The organism is Micromonospora sp. NPDC051006, from assembly GCF_044456245.1.
In the GTDB taxonomy this organism is placed as follows: Bacteria; Actinomycetota; Actinomycetes; order Mycobacteriales; family Micromonosporaceae; genus Micromonospora.
The window spans coordinates 13,766-33,384 of the sequence record NZ_JBITFP010000035.1 but is presented as its reverse complement, the minus strand read 5'-3'; the positions used below and the strand labels follow the sequence as shown (position 1 = coordinate 33,384).

13 protein-coding genes are annotated in these 19,619 nt (G+C 73.2%); 7 read left to right on the top strand and 6 right to left on the bottom strand.

All coding sequences use genetic code 11. The features are described 5' to 3' along the window. Positions 1 to 9: 9 nt before the first annotated feature. The 3 genes from ACIBBA_RS31920 to ACIBBA_RS31910 all read right to left on the bottom strand — a co-directional run bounded on the left by ACIBBA_RS31920 (position 10) and on the right by ACIBBA_RS31910 (position 3,203). Positions 10 to 849 (bottom strand): carbohydrate ABC transporter permease, encoded by an 840-nt coding sequence (locus tag ACIBBA_RS31920; protein ID WP_396702386.1) that lies wholly within the window; start codon positions 847 to 849, stop codon positions 10 to 12. Further along, a complete protein-coding gene (locus ACIBBA_RS31915; protein ID WP_350870042.1) occupies positions 842 to 1,831 on the bottom strand; it encodes a sugar ABC transporter permease in 990 nt (329 codons plus the stop codon). Before ACIBBA_RS31915 ends, ACIBBA_RS31920 begins: the two co-directional genes overlap by 8 nt. A 73-nt stretch (positions 1,832 to 1,904) precedes the next feature. Next, positions 1,905 to 3,203, bottom strand: coding sequence for an ABC transporter substrate-binding protein (locus ACIBBA_RS31910; protein ID WP_396702384.1), 1,299 nt, complete (start codon positions 3,201 to 3,203; stop codon positions 1,905 to 1,907). Between the two features lie 239 nt (positions 3,204 to 3,442). Between ACIBBA_RS31910 and ACIBBA_RS31905 the strand changes: the two genes are divergently transcribed. The 4 genes from ACIBBA_RS31905 to fxsT all read left to right on the top strand — a co-directional run bounded on the left by ACIBBA_RS31905 (position 3,443) and on the right by fxsT (position 13,154). Next, positions 3,443 to 4,642 carry an ROK family protein gene (locus ACIBBA_RS31905; protein WP_396702382.1) on the top strand — a complete coding sequence of 400 codons (1,200 nt, stop codon included), beginning with the start codon at positions 3,443 to 3,445 and terminating at the stop codon, positions 4,640 to 4,642. Positions 4,643 to 5,129: 487 nt separating this feature from the next. Further along, positions 5,130 to 7,766 (top strand): discoidin domain-containing protein, encoded by a 2,637-nt coding sequence (locus ACIBBA_RS31900; RefSeq protein ID WP_396702380.1) that lies wholly within the window; start codon positions 5,130 to 5,132, stop codon positions 7,764 to 7,766. A 225-nt stretch (positions 7,767 to 7,991) separates the two neighbouring features. Beyond that, positions 7,992 to 9,230 carry a TIR-like protein FxsC gene (locus tag ACIBBA_RS31895; protein ID WP_396702378.1) on the top strand — a complete coding sequence of 413 codons (1,239 nt, stop codon included), beginning with the start codon at positions 7,992 to 7,994 and terminating at the stop codon, positions 9,228 to 9,230. Positions 9,231 to 9,242: 12 nt separating this feature from the next. Further along, a complete protein-coding gene (gene fxsT / locus ACIBBA_RS31890; RefSeq protein ID WP_396702376.1) occupies positions 9,243 to 13,154 on the top strand; it encodes an FxSxx-COOH system tetratricopeptide repeat protein in 3,912 nt (1,303 codons plus the stop codon). Between the two features lie 37 nt (positions 13,155 to 13,191). On the opposite strand, the gene ACIBBA_RS31885 is transcribed toward fxsT, so the two are convergent. The 3 genes from ACIBBA_RS31885 to fxsA are packed head-to-tail and all read right to left on the bottom strand — an operon-like array spanning position 13,192 to position 16,535. Further along, positions 13,192 to 14,931: an aKG-HExxH-type peptide beta-hydroxylase gene (locus tag ACIBBA_RS31885; RefSeq protein ID WP_396702374.1), complete on the bottom strand. Its 1,740-nt coding sequence runs from the start codon at positions 14,929 to 14,931 to the stop codon at positions 13,192 to 13,194. 3 nt (positions 14,932 to 14,934) lie between these two features. Next, complete coding sequence (locus ACIBBA_RS31880; protein ID WP_396702372.1) at positions 14,935 to 16,326, bottom strand: FxsB family cyclophane-forming radical SAM/SPASM peptide maturase; 1,392 nt, start codon at positions 16,324 to 16,326, stop codon at positions 14,935 to 14,937. 2 nt (positions 16,327 to 16,328) lie between these two features. Then, on the bottom strand, positions 16,329 to 16,535 hold the full coding sequence (fxsA, locus tag ACIBBA_RS31875) for an FxSxx-COOH cyclophane-containing RiPP peptide (protein ID WP_396702370.1): 207 nt from the start codon (positions 16,533 to 16,535) through the stop codon (positions 16,329 to 16,331). A 261-nt stretch (positions 16,536 to 16,796) separates the two neighbouring features. Here fxsA and ACIBBA_RS31870 point away from each other — a divergent pair, with 261 nt between their 5' ends. The 3 genes from ACIBBA_RS31870 to ACIBBA_RS31860 all read left to right on the top strand — a co-directional run bounded on the left by ACIBBA_RS31870 (position 16,797) and on the right by ACIBBA_RS31860 (position 19,603). Further along, entirely contained in the window at positions 16,797 to 17,141 is a 345-nt protein-coding gene (locus ACIBBA_RS31870) for a YciI family protein (RefSeq protein WP_396702368.1), read from the top strand. Positions 17,142 to 17,144: 3 nt separating this feature from the next. Beyond that, a complete protein-coding gene (locus tag ACIBBA_RS31865) occupies positions 17,145 to 18,362 on the top strand; it encodes an RNA polymerase sigma factor (protein ID WP_396702366.1) in 1,218 nt (405 codons plus the stop codon). Between the two features lie 110 nt (positions 18,363 to 18,472). After that, positions 18,473 to 19,603 (top strand): glutamate--cysteine ligase, encoded by a 1,131-nt coding sequence (locus tag ACIBBA_RS31860; protein WP_396702364.1) that lies wholly within the window; start codon positions 18,473 to 18,475, stop codon positions 19,601 to 19,603. Positions 19,604 to 19,619 lie beyond the last annotated feature (16 nt).

Sequence of the window (19,619 nt, the reverse complement as noted above, 5' to 3'; positions counted from 1 at the left end):
TGGAATTGCTCACTTGACCGCGCCGGCGGTCAGGCCGGCGACGAAGTAGCGCTGCAGCGCCAGGAAGCCGGCGACGACGGGCACGCTGACCACCAGCGAGGCAGCCATCACCTGGTTCCAGTAGACGTTGAACTGGGTGGAGTAGCCCTGCAGGCCGACCGCGAGGGTGCGGCTGCCCTCGTCGGTCATCACCGAGGCGAAGAGCACCTCGCCCCAGGCGGTCATGAAGGCGTACACGGTGACCGCGACGACGCCCGGGACGGCGGCCGGCAGGATCACCCGGAACAGGGTCCGGAACGGGCCGGCGCCGTCGACCTGGGCCGCCTCGTCCAGCCCACGGGGGATGGAGTCGAAGTAGCCGACCAGCATCCAGATCGAGAACGGCAGCGAGAAGGTCAGGTACGTGATGACCAGCCCGGTACGGCTGGCGTACAGCTCGATCCCGGTGGCGTTGCCGAGGTTGACGTAGATGAGGAAGAGCGGCAGCAGGAAGAGGATGCCGGGGAACATCTGGGTGGAGAGCACGGTCACCGAGAAGATCCCGCGGCCGCGGAACCGGTAGCGGCTCACCGCGAACGCGGCGAAGATCGCCACCGCCACCGAGCAGACCGCGGCGATGCTCGACACGATCAGGCTGTTCACCAGATAGCGGGCCAGCGGCACCGTGCTCCACATGTCGATGAACGGCTGCAACGTCGGCCGGCTCGGCCACCAGGTGAAGCCGTTCTGCACGTCCTGCAACGGCTTGGCCGCCGAGGTGACCATCACGTAGAGCGGGATGACGACGAAGAGGGTGAGCAGGGTCAGCACGATCCGCCGGCCCCAGCGCTCACCGGCGGTCTCACGCATGGTCCCTCCGGCGGTTCGTGATCAGCAGGTAGCCGGCCGAGACGACCAGCAGGAACAGCAGCAGCGCCACCGACATCGCCGAGCCCGACCCGAAGTCCCAGGTCTTGAAGGAGCTGCGGTAGATGTGGATGGAGATCAGGTCGGCCTGCTCCGGGGCGGAGCCGCCGAAGAGCACGTACGGGGTGTTGAAGTCGTTGAACGTCCAGAGGAAGAGCACCAGCAGCAGGACCAGGTTGACCGGCCGCAGCATCGGCAGGGTGACCGAGCGCAGCCGCCGCCAGAACCCGGCGCCGTCGATCGCCGCCGCCTCGTACATCTCGCCCGGGACGTTCTGCAGCCCGGCCATCAGGCAGAGGAACGCGAACGGCCAGTTCCGCCAGACCGACACCACCAGCAGCGACCAGAAGCTGTTGTCGCCGATCAGCCAGAACGGGCGCTCGTTCAGCAGCCCGAGCTGGTCGACCAGGACGTGGTTGACCAGGCCGGTGTCGCGCTGGAGCAGGAAGCTCCAGGTGATGACGGCGGTGTAGACCGGCAGCGCGTACGGGGTGAGGAAGAGCGCCCGCAGGATCGCCCGGCCCCGGAACGGCCGTTGCAGGACGACCGCGCCGGCCATCCCGAGCAGCCAGGCCAGCCCCACCGACAGCAGGGTGTAGACCAGCGTGATCCAGAACGAGTGCAGCAGCTCGCGGCCGGCGGCGCTGTTGAAGTCGAGCGTCGCCCGGTAGTTCTCCAGCCCGACGAACGGGGCGGTGGACCAGTTGCGGATCTGGAACTGGGTCAGCTCCAGCATGCTCATCCAGACCCCGACGACCATCGGGATCACGTGGATGGCGAGTTCCAGCACGATGGCCGGGGCGAGCAGCAGGTACGGCAGGAGCGAGCGCCGGGGGCGGCGGGGCCGCCGGGGCCGGTCGGGCGGTGTCGCGGCCCCGGGTTCGCGCCGGCGAGCCGCGCCCGGCGCGGTGGTGCTGGTTGCCATCAGGGTCCTTTCGAAGGTGGTGGCCGCGGCCGGGCCGGTCGAGCGCCCGGCCGCGGCCACCGATGACGCCAGGTCAGCGCATCTTCTGCTGCGCGTCGGTCAGCTTCTTCTTCACGGACTCCTCGGTGACCGGCTTGCCGCCGGCCGCGTCGGCGAAGAGCTCCTTGATGGCGGTGCCGACGAGGGTCTCGAACGTGCTCTCGTCCGGCACCTGGGGCAGCGGGGCGGCGGTGGTGCCCAGGGTCTCCTGGATCACCTTCTGCTCCGGGGCGGTGAACGCCGGGTCGGAGCCGGCGGTCTTCACCGCGGGCAGCGAGCCGTACGTCTTGTTGAGGATGGTCTGCTCCTCGTCGCTGGTCATGAACTTCACGAAGCTCAGCGACCCGTCCTTGTTCTTGGTGTGCTTGAAGATCGCCATGTTGATGCCGGCGACCATGCTGTTGACCTTCTTGCCGCCGGCCGGCGGGCTGGCCAGGAACGGCACCGGCGCGATGCCGTACGCGTCGGCGGCCATGTTCTGCGTCTTCAGGTTGGAACCGGCGGACTGCCAGAGCAGCATGGCGGCCTTGCCGTTGGCGAAGTCGGAGACCGACTGGTTCTGCGCGTACTCGGCGTTGCTCGGGTTGGTGATCTTGTCCGCGGCCATGAAGTCGACGTACCGCTTGATCGCCGCGACGTTCTGCGGGGTGTCGAAGGTCGGCTTGCCGGCCGAGTCGAACCACTCACCGCCGTACTGCTGGCTGAAGGTGAACGCGTGGTGGGCGTTCTCCGACGGGTTGGCCCCCTCGATCGCCAGGCCCCACTTGCCGCCGGTGGTCAGCTTCTTGCCGTACTCGGCGAGCTGCTCCCAGGTGGTCGGCGGCGCCGTGATGCCGGCGTCGGCGAACGCCTTCTTGTTGTAGTACAGGCTGTACGCCATGCTGTAGAGCGGCACGGCGGCCGGCGGCTTGCCGGGGGCACCGGCGGCGGCGAGCGCGGCGGGCACGATCCGGTCCTTGCCACCGACGGCCTGCAGGGTGGCGTCGTCGAACTCGACCAGCGCGCCGGTGGCCTGCAGCGATGCCGACCAGGTGTTGCCGATGTTCACCACGTCCGGGCCCTGGCCCGAGGTGGCGGCGGCGAGCAGCCGGTTGAGCAGGTCCGACCAGGGGACCACCTCAAGGTTGACCTTGATGCCGGTCTGCTTCTCGAACTTGTCCAGCTCCGGCTGGAGGGTGGCCTTGTCGGCCTCCAGGCTGGCGCCCTGGTTGCTGGCCCAGTAGGTAAGCGTCTTGGCGGAGCCGGCGTCGTCGCCGGAGCCGCCGCACGCGCTCAGCGTGGTGGCCGCCAGGACGGCGGCGGCGAATATCCCGAGGTGTCGTCTCGTCGACACGATCAGCCCTTCCGGTGCAGTGGTGGAGGTCCGCCGGCGCTGCCGTCGAAGGGGTGGGGGCGACGGGGTGGCCGGCCGGGGCGGACGGAGTTCCGGGTGGCGTCGGCGGGAGTCCACCGGCGTTTCCCGGGAGTTATATCACGGCTTAATGAATGTCGTCATTAAAGTAGTTGTCCAGTGGGTCGTCAAGCACGGGGCGGTTACAGTGCCTCGGACGACCGACGGGATCGAGGTGACGAGTGGAGCTGGCGCGAGCCACCAACCGGAGCGTCCGGCTGCGCAACCGGTCCGCCCTGCTGACCAAGCTCTTCCTCGACGGTCCGCTGACCCGGCAGGACCTGGTCCGCAGCACGGGCCTGAGCCAGCCGGCCGTGAGCAACGTGGTGGGCGACCTGATCGAGGAGGGGCTGGTCGTCGAGGCCGGCGCCGCCGAATCCGATGGCGGTCGGCCCAGCATGATGCTGCGGGTCGCGCCCCGGTTCGCGTTCGTGATCGGGGTGGACGTGGGGGAGACCCGGGTCCGGGTCGAGCTCTTCGACTTCGTGATGACCCTGTTGGCCAGCGTGGAGTACCCGCTCGACCCGGCCCGGACCGAGCCGGCCGTGGTCGCCGGGCACGTGCTGGCCGGGATCGACGCGGTGACCGGCGAGGCCGGTGTCGCCCCGGCCGACGTGCTCGGCGTCGGGATCGGGGTCTCCGGAGTGGTCGAGCAGGGCGCGCAGGCGGTGGTGCACGCGCAGGCCCTCGGCTGGGACCGGGTGCCGCTGGAGCGGTTGATCAGCGCCGGGACCGACCTGCCGCTGCACATCGACAACGGCGCCAAGACGCTCGGCCAGGCCGAGATGTGGTTCGGTGCCGGCCGGGGCACCCGGCACGCGGTCTTCGCCCTGGTCGGCTCGGGGGTCGGGGCGGCCGTGGTGGCCGGCGGCGTCACCTACCGGGGCGCGTCCAGCAGCGCGGGGGAGTGGGGGCACACCACCCTGGTCTACGGCGGCCGACCGTGCCGGTGCGGCGCCCGTGGCTGCCTGGAGGCGTACGTCGGCGCGGAGGCGATCATCGAGCGTTACCGGGAGGCGCGCCGGGGCCGCCCGGTGCCCGGCGAGGACGAGGAGTCCCAGGTGGCCGCCCTGCTCGACGCCGCGGCGACGTCGGCCACCGCCCGTCGGGTGCTCGACGAGACGGCCGCCTACCTGGGCGCCGGGGTGGCCAACCTGATCAACCTGTTCAACCCGGAGCGGGTGGTGCTGGGCGGCTGGACGGCGATGGCTCTCGGTGAGCTGCTGCCCGCGGTCCGCGAGGCCGCCGGCCGGCAGGCGCTGCGCCAGCCGTACGAGCAGGCCTCGATCGAGTTGTGCCGGCTCGGCGTGGACGCGGTCGCGCTCGGCGCAGCCACCCTGCCCATCGCCCGGTTCCTCGGCGACGGCGGCGTGCGCCGCTGACCGCGGTGTCATCGCCGTCGGGTCCGAGGTGGGCGAGGGCGTCGTCGCCCGCTGTCGAACTGCTCCAGATATGAACATCCCCGCCTGCCTCTTCGCCCACCGCGCCGGTGAGGTCGGCGAGCTCGGCCGCGGTGGTGTTCGTTGCCGTGCGTCGGAGGAAGCGGGAGCGGACGGGCAGGGGGCAGGGGCAGGGGCAGGATATCTGGAGCAGTTCGACAGCTCCGGCGACCCCGTGGTCCCGCGAGGTCGCCCGCCGGTGGAAGGCGCGGTACGACGGGACGGACCGTCCATGACCGACCTTCGGGATAAATAACAGTGTTATAGATCGATGTCTTGACGACGCCGCAACCCCGCCGTAACACTCCTACGAGAGCGCTCTCCGACCCGCGGCACCGCCCCCGGCGGCACCACCCGGCGCCCCGTGGTCGTGCTCGAACCCCTTCCCGTCGCGCCCGGCGTCCGCAGCCCCCTATCGACAGGCAAAGTCATGACATCACCCGCAATATCCGTACGCTCGGCAAGGCGCCGACGCCCCGCGGTCCGGCGCCTGCTCATCGGGTTGACCGTGGCCCTGGTCGCTGCGCTCAGCCCGGCCGTCGCGGCGCCGGCACAGGCCGCCCCGACGCTGCTGTCGCAGGGCCGCCCGGCCACCGCGTCGTCCACCGAGAACGCCGGCACCCCGGCCGCCGCCGCGGTGGACGGCAACACCGGCACCCGCTGGTCCAGCGCGTTCAGTGACCCGCAGTGGCTCCAGGTCGACCTGGGCGCCCGGGCCACCCTCAGCCAGGTGACCCTGGTCTGGGAGGGCGCCTACGCCCGCGCGTTCCAGCTGCAGACCTCCGACGACGGGGCCAGCTGGACCACCATCTGGTCGACCACCACCGGCGTCGGCGGCACGCAGAACATCAGCGTCACCGGCGCCGGCCGCTACGTGCGGATGAACGGCACCGCCCGGGGCAGCGCCTACGGCTACTCGCTCTGGGAGTTCCAGGTCTACGGCGAGACCGGCGGCACCACCCCGACCTGCGGCAGCACCAACGCCGCCCAGGGCCGGCCTGCCACCGCCTCCTCCACCGAGAGCGCCGCGCTGGCGGCCTCGGCGGCGGTGGACGGCAACACCGGCACCCGCTGGGCCAGCGTGGCCAGCGACCCGCAGTGGCTCCGGGTCGACCTGGGCAGCACCCAGTCGATCTGCCGGGTGGTGCTGAACTGGGAGGCCGCCTACGCCCGCGCGTTCCAGGTGCAGACCTCCGCCGACGGCTCCGCCTGGACGACGATCTACAGCACCACCACCGGCACCGGCGGCACGCAGACCCTCGACGTCAGCGGCAGCGGCCGGTACATCCGGATGAACGGCACGGCCCGGGGCACCGCGTACGGCTACTCGCTCTGGGAGTTTCAGGTGAACACCACCGGCGGCGGGACCGTGGACCCGGTGCCACCGACCGACCCGCGCAACCCGAACCTCGGGCCGAACACCTTCGTCTTCGACCCGAGCACCCCGACGTCGACCATCCAGAGCCGGCTGAACACCCTCTTCGCCCAGCAGGAGCAGAACCAGTTCGGCCCGCAGCGCTACGCGGTGCTCTTCAAGCCGGGCACCTACACCGCCGACGTCAACCTCGGCTTCTTCACCCAGGTCGCCGGGCTCGGCATGAGCCCGGACGACGTGAACCTCAACGGGCACGTCCGGGTCGAGGCGTTCTGGATGGGCGGCAACGCCACCCAGAACTTCTGGCGCGCCGCCGAGAACCTGTCGGTCACCCTGCCCGCCGGGGTGAGCGTGGAGCGGTGGGCGGTGTCGCAGGCCGCGCCGTACCGCCGGATGCACCTGCGCGGTGCGCAGAACCAGATCCAGCTCTGGAACGGCGGCGACGGCTGGTCCAGCGGCGGCCTGATGGCCGACACCCGCATCGACGGCCTGGTCGTCTCCGGCTCGCAGCAGCAGTGGTACTCGCGCAACAGCGAGTTCGGCAACGGCTGGACCGGCTCGGTGTGGAACATGGTCTTCCAGGGCGTGACCGGTGCGCCGCCACCGAGCTTCCCCAACCCGTCGCACACCGTCATCGCGCAGACCCCGCAGGTGCGGGAGAAGCCATTCCTCTACGTCGACGGCACCGGTGAGTACCGGGTCTTCGTACCCGCGCTGCGCACCAACTCCACCGGCACCAGCTGGTACGGCAAGACCCCGGCCGGCTCGTCCATCTCGCTGTCACAGTTCTACGTGGTGCAGCAGGGCACCAGCGCGGCCACCATCAACGCGGCCCTGGCCCAGGGCAAGCACCTGCTCTTCACCCCCGGCGTGCACCGCGTCACCGAGCCGATCCAGGTCAACCGCCCCGACACCGTGATCCTCGGCCTCGGCCTGGCCACCATCCAGGCCGACAACGGCAGCGTGGGCATGCGGGTGGCCGACGTGGACGGAGTGAAGGTGGCCGGCATTATGTTCGAGGCCGGTACGACGAACTCGCCGGTGCTGATGGAGGTCGGCCCGGCCGGCTCGGCGGCGAGCCACGCCGCGAACCCGACCTCGCTGCACGACGTGTTCTTCCGCATCGGCGGGCCGCACGTCGGCAAGGCCACCAACACGCTGACCGTCAACAGCGACAACGTGATCGGCGACCACATGTGGCTGTGGCGGGCCGACCACGCCGCCGCCGGCGTACCCACCGGGTGGACGCTGAACACCGCCGACACCGGCCTGACCGTCAACGGCGACAACGTGACCATGTACGGCCTCTTCGTCGAGCACTACCAGAAGTACCAGACCGTCTGGAACGGCAACGGCGGCCGGACGTACTTCTACCAGAACGAGATGCCGTACGACCCGCCGAACCAGGCGGCCTGGATGAACGGCGCGACCCGGGGCTACGCCGCGTACAAGGTGGCCGACGGGGTGACCAGTCACCAGGCCTGGGGCACCGGCAGCTACTGCTACTTCAACGTCAACCCGGCGGTGGTCGCCGACCGGGCCTTCGAGGTGCCGACCAATCCGAACGTGCGGTTCACCAACATGGTGACCGTGTCGCTCGGCGGTGTCGGCACCATCAACCGGGTGATCAACAACACCGGCGGGACGGCGAACGCCGCCAACCAGCAGGTGTATCTGACCACCTACCCGTAACCAGCGCACCGAACCGACGGGTCCGGCCGGGCGTCGCGGCCGGGCCCGTCGGCCGTGCGTCCGGCGCCCGGCCCGACGCAGGGCCGGCCGGCCGCGCCGCTCGGCCGGCAAGCGTCGGGTACGCGACTGCGCCGGTGCGCCGACGATGATCGCCAGGCAGGTGTGCGGGCATCGACGGTCCTATACTGTGCGTACCGGTCGTGGAACCCGTGAGCGGAGGCGGGCGTGCCACTCTTCTTCCTGAGCTACGCCCAAGACGACAACCGCAACGGTCACGTGCAGGACTTCTTCAACCACCTCCGCGACGCCGTCGCCGGCCTGGCCGGCGTCGGTTGGGACGAGGCCGGGTTCATCGACGGTCAGATGCCGCTCGGCACCACCTGGTCGCAGGAGCTGGCCGACGCGCTCTCCAGCAGCGCCTGCCTGATCGCGCTCACCTCACCGCACTACGTGGTCAGCGACTACTGTGGACGGGAGTTCCGGGTCTTCGCCGACCGCATCGACGAGCACGAGCGGCAGTTCGAGGTACGCCCACCGGCGCTGGTGCCGATCCGCTGGATCCCCTGCGACCGCCTGCCGCGGGTGATCACCGGCTTCCAGTACCGCAACTTCCTGGCCGACTCCGTCTATGCCGAGGACGGCCTGCTCACCCTCAAGCAGCGCCACCGTCACCACGACAAATACCACGACTTCGTCGACGCGCTGGCCAAGCACATCGTGCGTACCGCCAGGGCGCACACCCTGCACCGGCCCGCGCAGCGACCGGTGCTGGCGAAGGTGACCAGCGCCTTCGACGAGCCGGCGCAGCCCCGGGCGGAGGCCGGCCCGCTCCCGGCCAGCCACACCCCGCGGGCGACGAGCGTCCGGCACGTCCACTTCGTGCTCGCCGCCGGCAGCTCGGCGGAGCTGGTCGGCACCCGTCCCGGCGCGGAGGACCGCTACGGCGCGGTGGCCCGGGACTGGCGGCCCTACCAACCGGAGCTCCCGGTGCCGATCGGCAGCTGGGCCGGCGCCATCGCCACCACCAAACGCTACGGCTGGACGGTCGAGGACGCCACCGACCTCGCCGCGGTGCGGGAGTGGGCCCGTGAGCACAACCAGATCGTCGTGCTCGTGGTAGACGTCTGGTCCGCCGACCTGCCCCGCTACCAGCTCACCCTGATGAGCCACGACCGCGAGGTCGACTCGGTCGCGCCGGTGCTGGTGCCCTGGACGGCGGCCGACGACGACGCCGCCGGTGGCAACCGGCGGATGTGGGACACCCTGGCCCGGATCCTGCCGCACCACGTGCTGCGCAACGACCGGGAGGTGTGGCGCACGGAGATCCCCAGCTCGGCGCGGTTCCAGGAGGAGCTGGAGGACGTGCTGGTGGTGGCGCAGGGCCGGATCTACCGCACGGGCACGGTCTACCAGGAGCCGCCCTCCGACGGCCCCGGGCAACGCCCGATCCTCGAAGGTCCCTAGGGGAGGCAGGCCATGGCGGGAAACGAGGCGGCACGCGGCCAGATCGTCACGTTCTACTCGTACAAGGGTGGCACCGGGCGGACGATGGCGCTGGCCAACATGGCCTGGATCCTGGCCAGTCAGGGTCTGCAGGTGCTGGTGGTCGACTGGGATCTCGAGTCGCCCGGTCTGCACCGCTACTTCCACCCGTTCCTGAGGGACAAGGAGCTGCGGGCCACCCCCGGTGTGATCGAGATGATCTGGGATTACTCGGTCGCCACCATGCAGCGCAACCGGGACGAGGACTCCCAGGAGCTGCTCGCCGGGCACGCGAAGATCCAGCGGCGGGCGGTCTCGCTGAACTGGGAGTTCAGCCACGGCGGTGTGATCGACTTCGTGGCCGCCGGCCAGCAGGACTCGGCGTACTCGCGGCTGGTGAGCACCTTCGACTGGGCCAACTTCTACGAGCGGCAGGGCGGCGCGGCCTTCATCGACGCCGTCCGCGCCCAGATGCGCACCGAGTACGACGTCGTCCTGGTCGACAGCCGCACCGGGCTGAGCGACGTGGCCGGCATCTGCACCGTGCAGCTGCCCGACATCGTGGTCAACTGCTTCACCATGTCCACCCAGAGCATCCGCGGCGCGGCGGCGGTGGCCCGCTCGATCCGGTCGCAACGGCCGGAGGATCCGCCGCTGCTGCTGCCGGTGCCGATGCGGGTGGAGGACGCCGAGCTGCGCAAGCTGGAGACCGGGCGCGACCTGCTCCGGGCCGAGTTCGCGTCGTTCCTCGACCACCTCTCCGACGCCGCCGCCGCACGCTACTGGAACACCATCGAGGTGCCCTACCGGACCTTCTACGCCTACGAGGAGATCCTCGCCGCGTTCGGTGACCGCCCCGAGCAGGGCGGCACCCTGCTCGCCGCGTACGAGCAGCTCACCTCGGTGGTCACCAGCGGGCGGGTGACCCGGCTGGAGCCGATGCCGGAGGAGGACCGGCGCCGCCAGCTGGCCGAGTTCGAACGCTCCCGGCTCAGCGCCGAGCAGAGCGTGCTGGTCGGCTACGCCGCGGCCGACCGGCTCTGGGCGGAGTGGATCGGCGACCAGTTGGAGGAGGCCGGGCTGCGAGTCGACCGGCGCGCGCTGGACGTGCCGCTGGGTGCCGGCGGCCGGGCCGAGCTGGACCGCGCGGTCGGCGCCGCCAGTCGGGTGCTCGCCGTGCTCACCCGGCACTTCGCCGCCACCCCACTCGCCGCCGACACCTGGAAACTCGCCGCCAGCCGGGATCAGATCACCGGCGGTGGGGTGCTGGTGCCGCTGCGGGTGGACGAGGCGCGGCTGGCCGCGCCGTACAGCGATCGGGCGCCGGTCGACCTGACCGACGTGGACCCCGCGACGGCGCGGGCCCGGCTGCTGGAGGTGGCCGGCGCGCCGGTGGTCGCCGGCGGCGGTCGCCCGGTCGGGCGCTTCCCGGTGGTGTTCCCCCCGGTGTGGAACGTCCGCCAGCACGGCACCCCGTTCGTCGGCCGGTCCGGGCAGCTCGAGGCGCTGCGCGACCGGTTGACCGCGTCGCCCGACGCCGGCATGCAGGTCATCCACGGTCTCGGCGGGGTCGGCAAGACCCAGCTCGCCGCCGAGTACGCGCTGCGCTTCGCCCGCGACTACGACCTGGTCTGGTGGATCCCGGCCGACAGCGAGGAGCGGATCCGTGGCGGCCTGGCCGACCTCGCCGAGGCGATGGGCCTGAGCGTGGGCGGTGGGGGCGAGGCGGTCCGGCGGGTGCTCGACGCGCTGCGCCGGGGCGGCGCCGACCGGCGCTGGCTGATTGTGCTCGACAATGCCGACGAACCGACCCGGGCCACCCGCGCGCTGATCCCGCAGGGCCCGGGGCACGTGCTGCTCACCACCCGCGACCAGAGCTGGAGCGAGCACGCCACCGCGACCGAGCTGACCGTCTTCGACCGGGCGGAGAGCGTGCAGCTGCTGCGCGACCGGGTACGCGGCCTCACCGACGACGAGGCCACCCAGGTGGCCGAGAAGCTCGGCGACCTGCCGCTCGCGGTCGAGCAGGGCGCGGCGTACCTGCGGGCCACCGCGCTGCCGGTCGAGCAGTACCTCGCCTCGCTGGACACCCCCGGCCTGCTGCGCATCCTGGAGGGGCGACAGTCCGCCGGTTACTCCAAGGCGCTGGCCGCGACCTGGCTGGTCACCCTCGGGCAGCTGCGACAGGAGAAGCCGGCCGCCGCGCGCCTGCTGGAACTCTGCTCCTTCTACGCGCCGGAGCCGATCCCGGTCGCCATGCTCACCGGCGAACGGTTCGCCGCCTTCATGGCGCCGTTCGACCCGACACTGACCGACCCGATCCTGCAGGGCCTGGTCACCGGCGAGCTGGGCCGCTACGGGCTGGCCCAGGTTGACGCGGAGAACAACACCGTGCGCATCCACCGGCTGGTCCAGTTGGTCATCCAGGACCAGCTCGACGACCCGGAGGAGGCCCGGTTGCAGGCCCAGCTGCTGCTCGCCGCGGCCAGCCCGCGCGACCCGGACAAGCCGGCGAACTGGCAGCGGTACGCCGAGCTGTGGCCGCACGTCCGCCCGTCCGGGCTGCACGCCTCGACCGCCGACGAGGCCCGCCAACTGGTCGCCGACACCGTGCGCTACCTCTACCGCCGCGGCGACTACGAGACCAGCCGGGCGCTCGCCGAGGACGCGCTGGCCCACTGGCGCGACACCGACGAGGACGATCCGACCACCCTGCGGATGCGGTTCCACCTGGCCAACGTGCTGCGCGCGCAGAGCCACTTCGACCTGGCGTACGCCATCGACCAGGACGTCTACGAGCGGCAGCGGCGGATCTTCGGCGAGGACCACCTCTACACCCTGATGACCGCCCGCAGCCTCGGCGCGGACCTGCGCGCCCAGGGTCGCTACCACGACGCGGAGGCGCGGGACCGGCTCACGCTCGAGCTGAGCATCCGCAGCTTCGGCGAGGACAGCGGCCGCACCCTCACCGCGGAGAACAACCTGGCGGTGTCGCTGCGGCTGGTCGGGGACTTCCGCGGCGCCGTACAGCTCGACCAGCACATCCACGAGCGCCGGCGGGACCGGTTCGGCGAGGAGGACCCGTCCACCCTCGCCTCGGCCAGCAACTACGGCCGAGGGCTGCGGGACACCGGCGAGTTGTGGCGCTCGCACTCCGTGCTGCACCGCACCTACGCCGTCCAGCAGAAGGTCATCGGCCCCGACCATCCGGAGACCCTGCGTACCGCCAAGGACCTGGCGCTCACCCTGCGCCAGCTCGGCCGGTTCGCCGACGCGCACCGGCTGATCGAGCGGACGGTGGTGCGCTACCAGCGCACCCTCGGCGGTGACCACGCCGACACCCTGTCCGCGGAGATGGCGCTGTCCACCACCTGGTCGGCGGTGGGTGACAACCAGACCGCCGTGCGGATGGCCCGGCGGCTGCGCGACGGCTACAACGAGGTGCTCGGCGAGACACACGCGATCACCCTCGCCTGCCTGAACAACCTCGCTGTCCTGCTGCGCAAGCAGGGCGACCACCTCCAGGCCCGGGAGCTCGCCGAGCGGGTCCGCGACGAGCTGCTGGCCAGCCTCGGCGAGCGGCACCCGCACACCCTGCTGGCCACCCTCAACCTGGCCAACGACCTGTTCGCCCTCGGCGACCGGGAGTCCGCCCTGTTGCTCGACACCACCGCCTACGTGGAGCTGACCCGGGCGCTCGGCGCCGACCACCCGGACACCCTCTCCGCCTCGGTCAACCTGGCGCTGAGCCGGCTGGCCAGTGAGAGCGAGGCGGACGCCGGCCGGGCCCTCTACGACGACGCGTACGGGCAGTTGGTGCAGGCCTTCGGCGGGGACAATCCGCGGGTGGTGCAGGCCCGGCAGCGTGAGCGCTCCAACGCCTACATCGAACCGGCCCTGCTCTGACCCGGGTTGCCACGTCGGGCGTGCCGGGGAACTGCGGTCAACCGGCGTCGGGCACGGTGGTTCCGGCTAGCCAGGCGGCCAGGGCGAGCGGGTCGGCGTCGGGCAGCGCCCGGCAGAGCGCGCGGACCAGATCGGGCCGGCTGGTCAGGGCCCGGGCCGCTGCCGGCTGCCCGCCGCGCCGGGCGGCAAGGGCCAGCCCCACCCAGGCGTCCACGTCCCCGGGGTCGGCGGTCAACCGTTTGCGGTAGCCGGGCAGCGCGTCCGCCGGCTGGCCCGCGGCGTACGCCTGGTCGGTCGGGTCCGACTCGGACGGATCGCCGGACGGGCCGAGCAGCCGACGCCGGACCGCTGCCTCCGGGCCGCTGCCGGTGGTCAGCGCCGGCCGGGCGGCAGCGGGCGTCACCGTCGCCGTCGACCGGCCCGCCGGCCGGGGGCGGCCCCGCCGCCAGGCCTCGGCCAGCCGGTGCACGTCGTCGGGGTCCGGGGTCAGGTTGGTCAGGCCCCAGCGCAGGGCGCCGCCGTCGGCCACGTCCTGCACGGCCGCCTCGACCCGAGCGTCCACCGGGGAGTCACCCGGGTCCTGCCACCGGCGCAGGGTGGCGGCCATGCCGGCGACGAAGGCCCGCCCCGCCCCGGTCAGCTCGGCGCAGCCGGTCAACTGCCCGACCGCCCGGGCGGTCTGCTCCCGCCAGTACGCGTACTCGAACGCGGCGCTGACCCCCTCGTGCCGGCGGCAGCGCCACACCTCGGCGACCCCCAGGTGCGCGTACGCGCCCTGGAGCAGAGCGCCGACCGGGCGCGGGTCGAGCCGCCACGGTGCCCGGTAGCGGGGCGGCCCGCCGGTGCCGTGCAACGACAACAGGTCGAGCAGCGCACCGAGCTTGGTGTGCTGGAGTTCGTGCACCAGCAGCAGCGCCAGGGTCTGCGGGTCGGCCGGCACGGAGAGCGCGATGGCGCCCAGCGCGTTCCGGCTGGTGGCGCTGACCGGGTTGCCCGACGGCGGGGGCTCCAGCGGCACCAGCGAGCGCAGCAGGATGCCGAGCCCGTCGGCGTGCTCGGGCAGGTGGGCACTGATCCACTCCCACGCCTGGCCGGTCAACCGGGTCAGCCGGCCCGCCGCCGCGTCGTCCAGTCGGGACGCCGACGGCCGGTGGTACTGCTGCCGCCACGGATCCTGGTCGTCGAGGAGCACCTCGCGTGCCCCGCCGAGGGGAATCCGCCGGGCGGGCGACCACTCGCCGTCCACGTCGACCCGGACGCTCCGGCTGCCGGCCGCCGCGACCAGCTCGACGTCGCGAACCGGGTCGCGTTCGGCTCGGGTTGCGGCGTCGGCGCGGACCGACAGGCTGTCCGCCGTGCCGCGGAGGCACACGACGCCGGGGACGAGGCCGGCCGCCGCGCCGAGGGTGGGCAGCAGCAGTGTGCCGTCCGGGCAGGACAGGGCCAGTTCGAAGGTCAGCCCGGCCCGGACGGCTGCCGCGGCGGAGAGCGTGGCCAGGTAGCCGGCGTCCGCGCTGCCGCCGAGCGCCGCGCGGGCCCAGCCGGCGGCCGGCGGGTGGGCCAGCACCTCGGCCACCGCGGCCGGGTCGGTCTCTTCGGCCTGGGTGAGCAGGGCCAGGCTCAGCCTGACCAGCGGCTGGTCGACGGCGGCCCGGGCGGCGGCGACGGTCAGCAGCCGGCGCCGGCCGAGCTGCCCACCGCGCAGCACGTCGAGGGTGGTCGTGTCGCCGTGGCCGGCGGCCAGCCCGGCCAGCTGCCCGGGCGAGAGCACGGCCACCGGCTACCGCCCGGCCGGCACCCGCGCCGGCCGCGCAGTGTCCGGCGTGCCACCGGGCGTCTGCGCCCTGCCCGGCGTGCCGCCGTCCGGCCGCGCCCTGCCCGACGTGCCGCCGGCCGTCGGCGGGCCATTGCCCGCCGCGCCGCTCGCCGGGGTGAGGACGGGCGGCGCGATCCGCCGGTGCAGCGCGTCGACGTCGGCGGCGACCACGGAGCGCACGTGCCGGATCAGCCGGTACAGGTCCGGGCAGTAGACCGACGGGTGGGCGAAGCCGGCGCCGGCGCGGAAGCGGTGCGCGTAGAGGCCGCCGCCGCAGGCGCTGACCACCGGGCAGGCCCGGCAGGTCGCGGCGAGCGCGGCCGGGCCGGTCGGTCGGCCGGCCAGCGACGGATGCCGCAGCGCCTCGTCGAAGGAGTGCCGGAAGACGTCGTAGCCGGTGCGCATCGACTCCTCGGCGGTGGTCTTCAGCGTGTCGGTGCCCTCGATGGTGCCGTCGGTCTCGATCGTCATGACGTCCGGCTCCGCCCCGCCGAGCGCCTGCGTACCGCTGCGACCGCCGAGCACCAGCGCGATCAGCGACTCGAACAGCCGAATGCCGGTGCGCCGGGGCGTCTCGCGGTACCAGCGGTCGAAGACGGCGATCAGCCACTCGCCGTACGGGGCGTCCGTGCCGCCCGGGCGGCGCCCCGGTGGGGGCTGCGACCAGTTGCCGTGCGGCAGCAGCAGGTCCAGCCGGGGCGGGGCGAACTCCAGCAGCGCCTCGTAGACCCGGACCGGATCGTTGGCCAGGTCGACCGTGCAGAGCAGCCCCGCGTAGCGGGCTCGATGCTCGGGGCGGGCCAGCAGCCGCAGCGCCGTCGCCACCTCGGCGTGACTGCCCCGCCCGTCGGCGTGCCGGCGGTGCCGGTCGTTGGCGGCCGGATCGCCGTCCAGGCTCACCCCGACGTCGACCCGGTGGGTGCGGAAGAGGTCGAGGAAGGTCTCGTCGAGCAACAGCCCGTTGGTCTGCACCCCGACGTCCAGGCTGGTGCCGGCGGGCATCGCGGTGCGCAACGTCCGTACCGTCCGGTCGATCACCGTCGGCCCGGCCAGCAGCGGCTCCCCGCCGTGCAGCACGACCCGGACCCGCTCGGTGCGGTGCCGCGCGACGTGCGCGGCCAGCCGGTCGGCGACCCGGTCGACGGTGCCCGGCCCGATCACCCGGGGTCGTTCCCGCCACCCCTGGTCGGCGTTGCGGTAGACGTAGCAGTGGTCGCACGCGAGGTTGCAGCGGCTGTGCAGCTTGAGCACGAGCTGGCGTACCCGGGGCGCCGGGCCCACGTCGGAGCCTGCCGGCGTGTGGGCGGCACGGTCAGGGCCGGGCCGGGTGGCCGACGGCAGCGCGTCGGCGGGCATGGTCAGAAGCTCGACTCGAACGCCGACACGTCGCCGGGTCGGCCCGGGTCGTCACCGGTGACGAGGGTGCCCAGCACGTGGGCGAGCACGCCGTCACCGGCACCGGCCAGCAGATCGGCGAGGGGCACGTCGCCGAGCTGCACCAGCGCGGTGCCGGGGCTCACCGGCGCGGGCAGCTGGTCGTGGTCAGCCACCGTGGACCGTTCCACGGTCGGTGCTCCGCACCTGGGTCAGCGCTGCGCTCACTCCGCCTTTCTACACCATCGGAGCCGGCCCGGACGGCTCGACACCGCAGCCCCACCGACCCGCGCCCGCACGGTCATCCGCTGTGCCGGCGCGGCCGGCCCGCCGCGGTGTCGATCTCACCAACGGCCGGAAATTCCCGGGCCGGGCCTGTCGATTCCGGCCGGCGGCGTTCGTGTGGAGGATGAGAGGTCGGCGAGGGCCGGCCGCCGTGCGAGGAGGAAGACATGGCGCAGTACCTGCTCAGCATCTACGAGCCCGTGGGCGACGGGCTGCCCGACCCGGAGTTCCTGGACGGGGTGATGCGCGAGCTCGGGGTGATCCGTGAGGAGCTGGCGGCCGCCGGGTCGTGGGTTTTCGGTCAGGGCCTGCACGCGCCGGAGACGGCCACCGTGCTTCGCCCGCGCGGCGGCGAGGTGTTCGTCACGGACGGGCCGTTCGTCGAGGGCAAGGAGTACCTCGGCGGGTTCACCATCATCGACGTGCCGGATCTCGACGCGGCGCTGGAGTGGGGCCGGCGGTACGCGCGGGCCACCACCCTGCCCATCGAGGTGCGCCCGTTCCAGGGCTGAGCTGTGGGTGACCGCGAGCCGGCGGACGTGGCGGCGGTGTTCCGCGCCGAGTACGGCCGGGCGGTCGCCGTGCTGACCCGCCTCCTCGGCGACCTCGACCTCGCCGAGGAGGCGGTCCAGGAGGCGTTCACCGTGGCGGTGCGGCGGTGGCCGCGGACCGGGCTGCCGCCCAGCCCGGCGGGCTGGATCATCACCACGGCCCGCAACCGGGCCATCGACCGGCTGCGCCGGGAGGCGTCCCGGGCCGAACGGCACACCCAGGCGGCCCTCCTGCACGCCCCGACCACGCCCGTCGAGGAGGGACCGGTGCGCGACGACCGGCTGCGTCTGATCTTCACCTGCTGCCACCCGGCGCTCGCCCCGGCGGCCCGGGTGGCGTTGACCCTGCGGCTGCTCGGCGGGTTGAGCACCGCCGAGATCGCCCGCGCCTTCCTGGTGCCCGAGTCCACCATGGCGCAGCGCCTGGTCCGGGCCAAGGCCAAGATCCGGGCGGCCCGGATCCCGTACCGGGTGCCGCGCGACGCCGACCTGCCGGAGCGGCTGCACACCGTGCTCGCCGTGCTCTATCTGATCTTCACCGAGGGGCACACCGCCAGCTCGGGGCGGCGGCTGGTTCGCGACGAGCTGTGCGCGGAGGCGATCCGGCTGGCCCGGCTGCTGGTCGAGCTGATGCCGGACGAGCCCGAGGCGCTCGGGCTGCTCGCCCTGATGCTGCTGACCGAGGCGCGGCGCGGCGCGCGTACCACCGACGAGGGCAACCTGGTGCCGCTGCCGGAGCAGGACCGCGGCCGCTGGGACCGCGAGCTGGTCGTCGAGGGGCAGGCACTGGTCCGCCGCTGTCTGCGGCGCGACCGGCCCGGCCCGTACCAGATCCAGGCCGCGATCGCCGCGGTGCACAGCGACGCGGCGCGGCTCGCGGAGACCGACTGGGGTCAGATCCTCCAGCTGTACGACCAGTTGACGGCGCTCGACGCCGGGCCGGTGGTGGCGCTGAACCGGGCGGTGGCGCTGGCCGAGGTGGCCGGCCCGGCGGCGGCGCTGGCCGCCGTGGAGCCGCTGGACCTGGCCGACTATCACGTGTTCCACGCGGTCCGCGCCGACCTGCTGGTCCGGCTCGGTCGGTTCGCGGAGGCCGCCGCCGCGTACCGGACGGCCGCCGCCGCGACGCTGAACGCGGCCGAGCGGGCCTTCCTGACGGCCCGGGCGCGGCGGCTGGGCTGATCCGGCCCGGCCCGATCGCGGCGGCGTTTGCCGGTCGGGGCGGCGGGAACGCGGGTGGCGCCGGAGTGCGGCGCCCGGGGCGCCGCCCGACGAAACGGACGCCGACGCAGATGACCTACCGGCCGACAGTCGCCACCGCGGTGCCCGACCTGACCACGCTGACCCTCGGCGTGGAGGAGGAGTTCCTGCTGCTCGACCCCGAGACGGGCGAGAACCTGCCGGTCGCCGACCGGGTGCTGACCGCGCTGCCCGGCCCGGCCCGGGACCAGAGCCGGCAGGAGTTCCGGCACAGCATGGTCGAGATGGTCACCCCGGTCACCGCCGACCTGGCCGAACTGCGCGCCCAGCTGGTGGCCCTGCGCCGCTCCGCCGCCGACGCGGCCGAGGCGGCCGGGGCCCGGCTGGTCGCGGTCGGCGCGACGCCGCTGCGCGAGCCGCACCGGACGGTGCCGGACAAACCGCGGTACCACGCCATGTCCCGCCGATACGGGCCCGTGGCGCACGACCCCGCGGTCTGCGGCTGTCACGTGCACGTCGGAGTGCCCGACCGCGAACTGGCCGTGCAGGTCTGCAACCACCTGCGGCCCTGGCTGCCGGTGGTGCAGGCGATCACCACCAACTCGCCGCTGCACGACGGCGCCGACACCGGGCACGCCAGCTGGCGGGGGATGCAGCTCGAGCGCTGGCCGAGCATCGGCCCCACCCCGTACTTCGCCTCCGCCACCGACTACGACCGCACGGTGGACGAGCTGATCGCCGCCGGCATCATGCTCGACGCCGCGATGGTCTACTGGTACGCCCGGCCGTCCGCGGCCTATCCGACGGTGGAGATCCGGGTCGGTGACGTCTGCCCGACCGTCGACGACACCGTGCTCGTCGCCGCGCTGGTGCGCGCGCTGGTCGCCACGGTGCTCGACGACGTGCGGGCCGGGATCCTCGCCCCGCCCGTGCGCGACTGCCTGGTCTCCGCCGCGCACTGGCGGGCCGCCCACGACGGCCTGGACGGTGACCTGATCGACCTGCGCGCCGGCGGCGCCCGGCCGGCCTGGGCGCTGGTCGACGAGCTCTTCGCCACCGTCACCCCCGCGCTGGTCCGCCACGGCGACCTGGTGTACGTGGTCGCCCAGCTGGCCCGGCTGCGGGACGAGGGCACCGGCGCGACCCGGCAACGCCGCATCCTCGAGCGCACCGGCGACCTGCGCGCCGTCCTCGCCGACCTCGCCGCCCAGACCCGCGGCTGACGCACGCCTCGTCGCC

Excerpts from the sequence above, each read along its gene's own strand:
- ACIBBA_RS31920 (WP_396702386.1), bottom strand. The coding sequence starts at position 849 with ATGCGTGAGACCGCCGGTGAGCGCTGGGGCCGGCGGATCGTGCTGACC.
- ACIBBA_RS31880 (WP_396702372.1), bottom strand. The coding sequence starts at position 16,326 with ATGCCCGCCGACGCGCTGCCGTCGGCCACCCGGCCCGGCCCTGACCGT.
- ACIBBA_RS31915 (WP_350870042.1), bottom strand. The coding sequence starts at position 1,831 with ATGGCAACCAGCACCACCGCGCCGGGCGCGGCTCGCCGGCGCGAACCC.
- ACIBBA_RS31900 (WP_396702380.1), top strand. The coding sequence starts at position 5,130 with ATGACATCACCCGCAATATCCGTACGCTCGGCAAGGCGCCGACGCCCC.
- ACIBBA_RS31860 (WP_396702364.1), top strand. The coding sequence starts at position 18,473 with ATGACCTACCGGCCGACAGTCGCCACCGCGGTGCCCGACCTGACCACG.
- fxsT (WP_396702376.1), top strand. The coding sequence starts at position 9,243 with ATGGCGGGAAACGAGGCGGCACGCGGCCAGATCGTCACGTTCTACTCG.
- ACIBBA_RS31870 (WP_396702368.1), top strand. The coding sequence starts at position 16,797 with ATGGCGCAGTACCTGCTCAGCATCTACGAGCCCGTGGGCGACGGGCTG.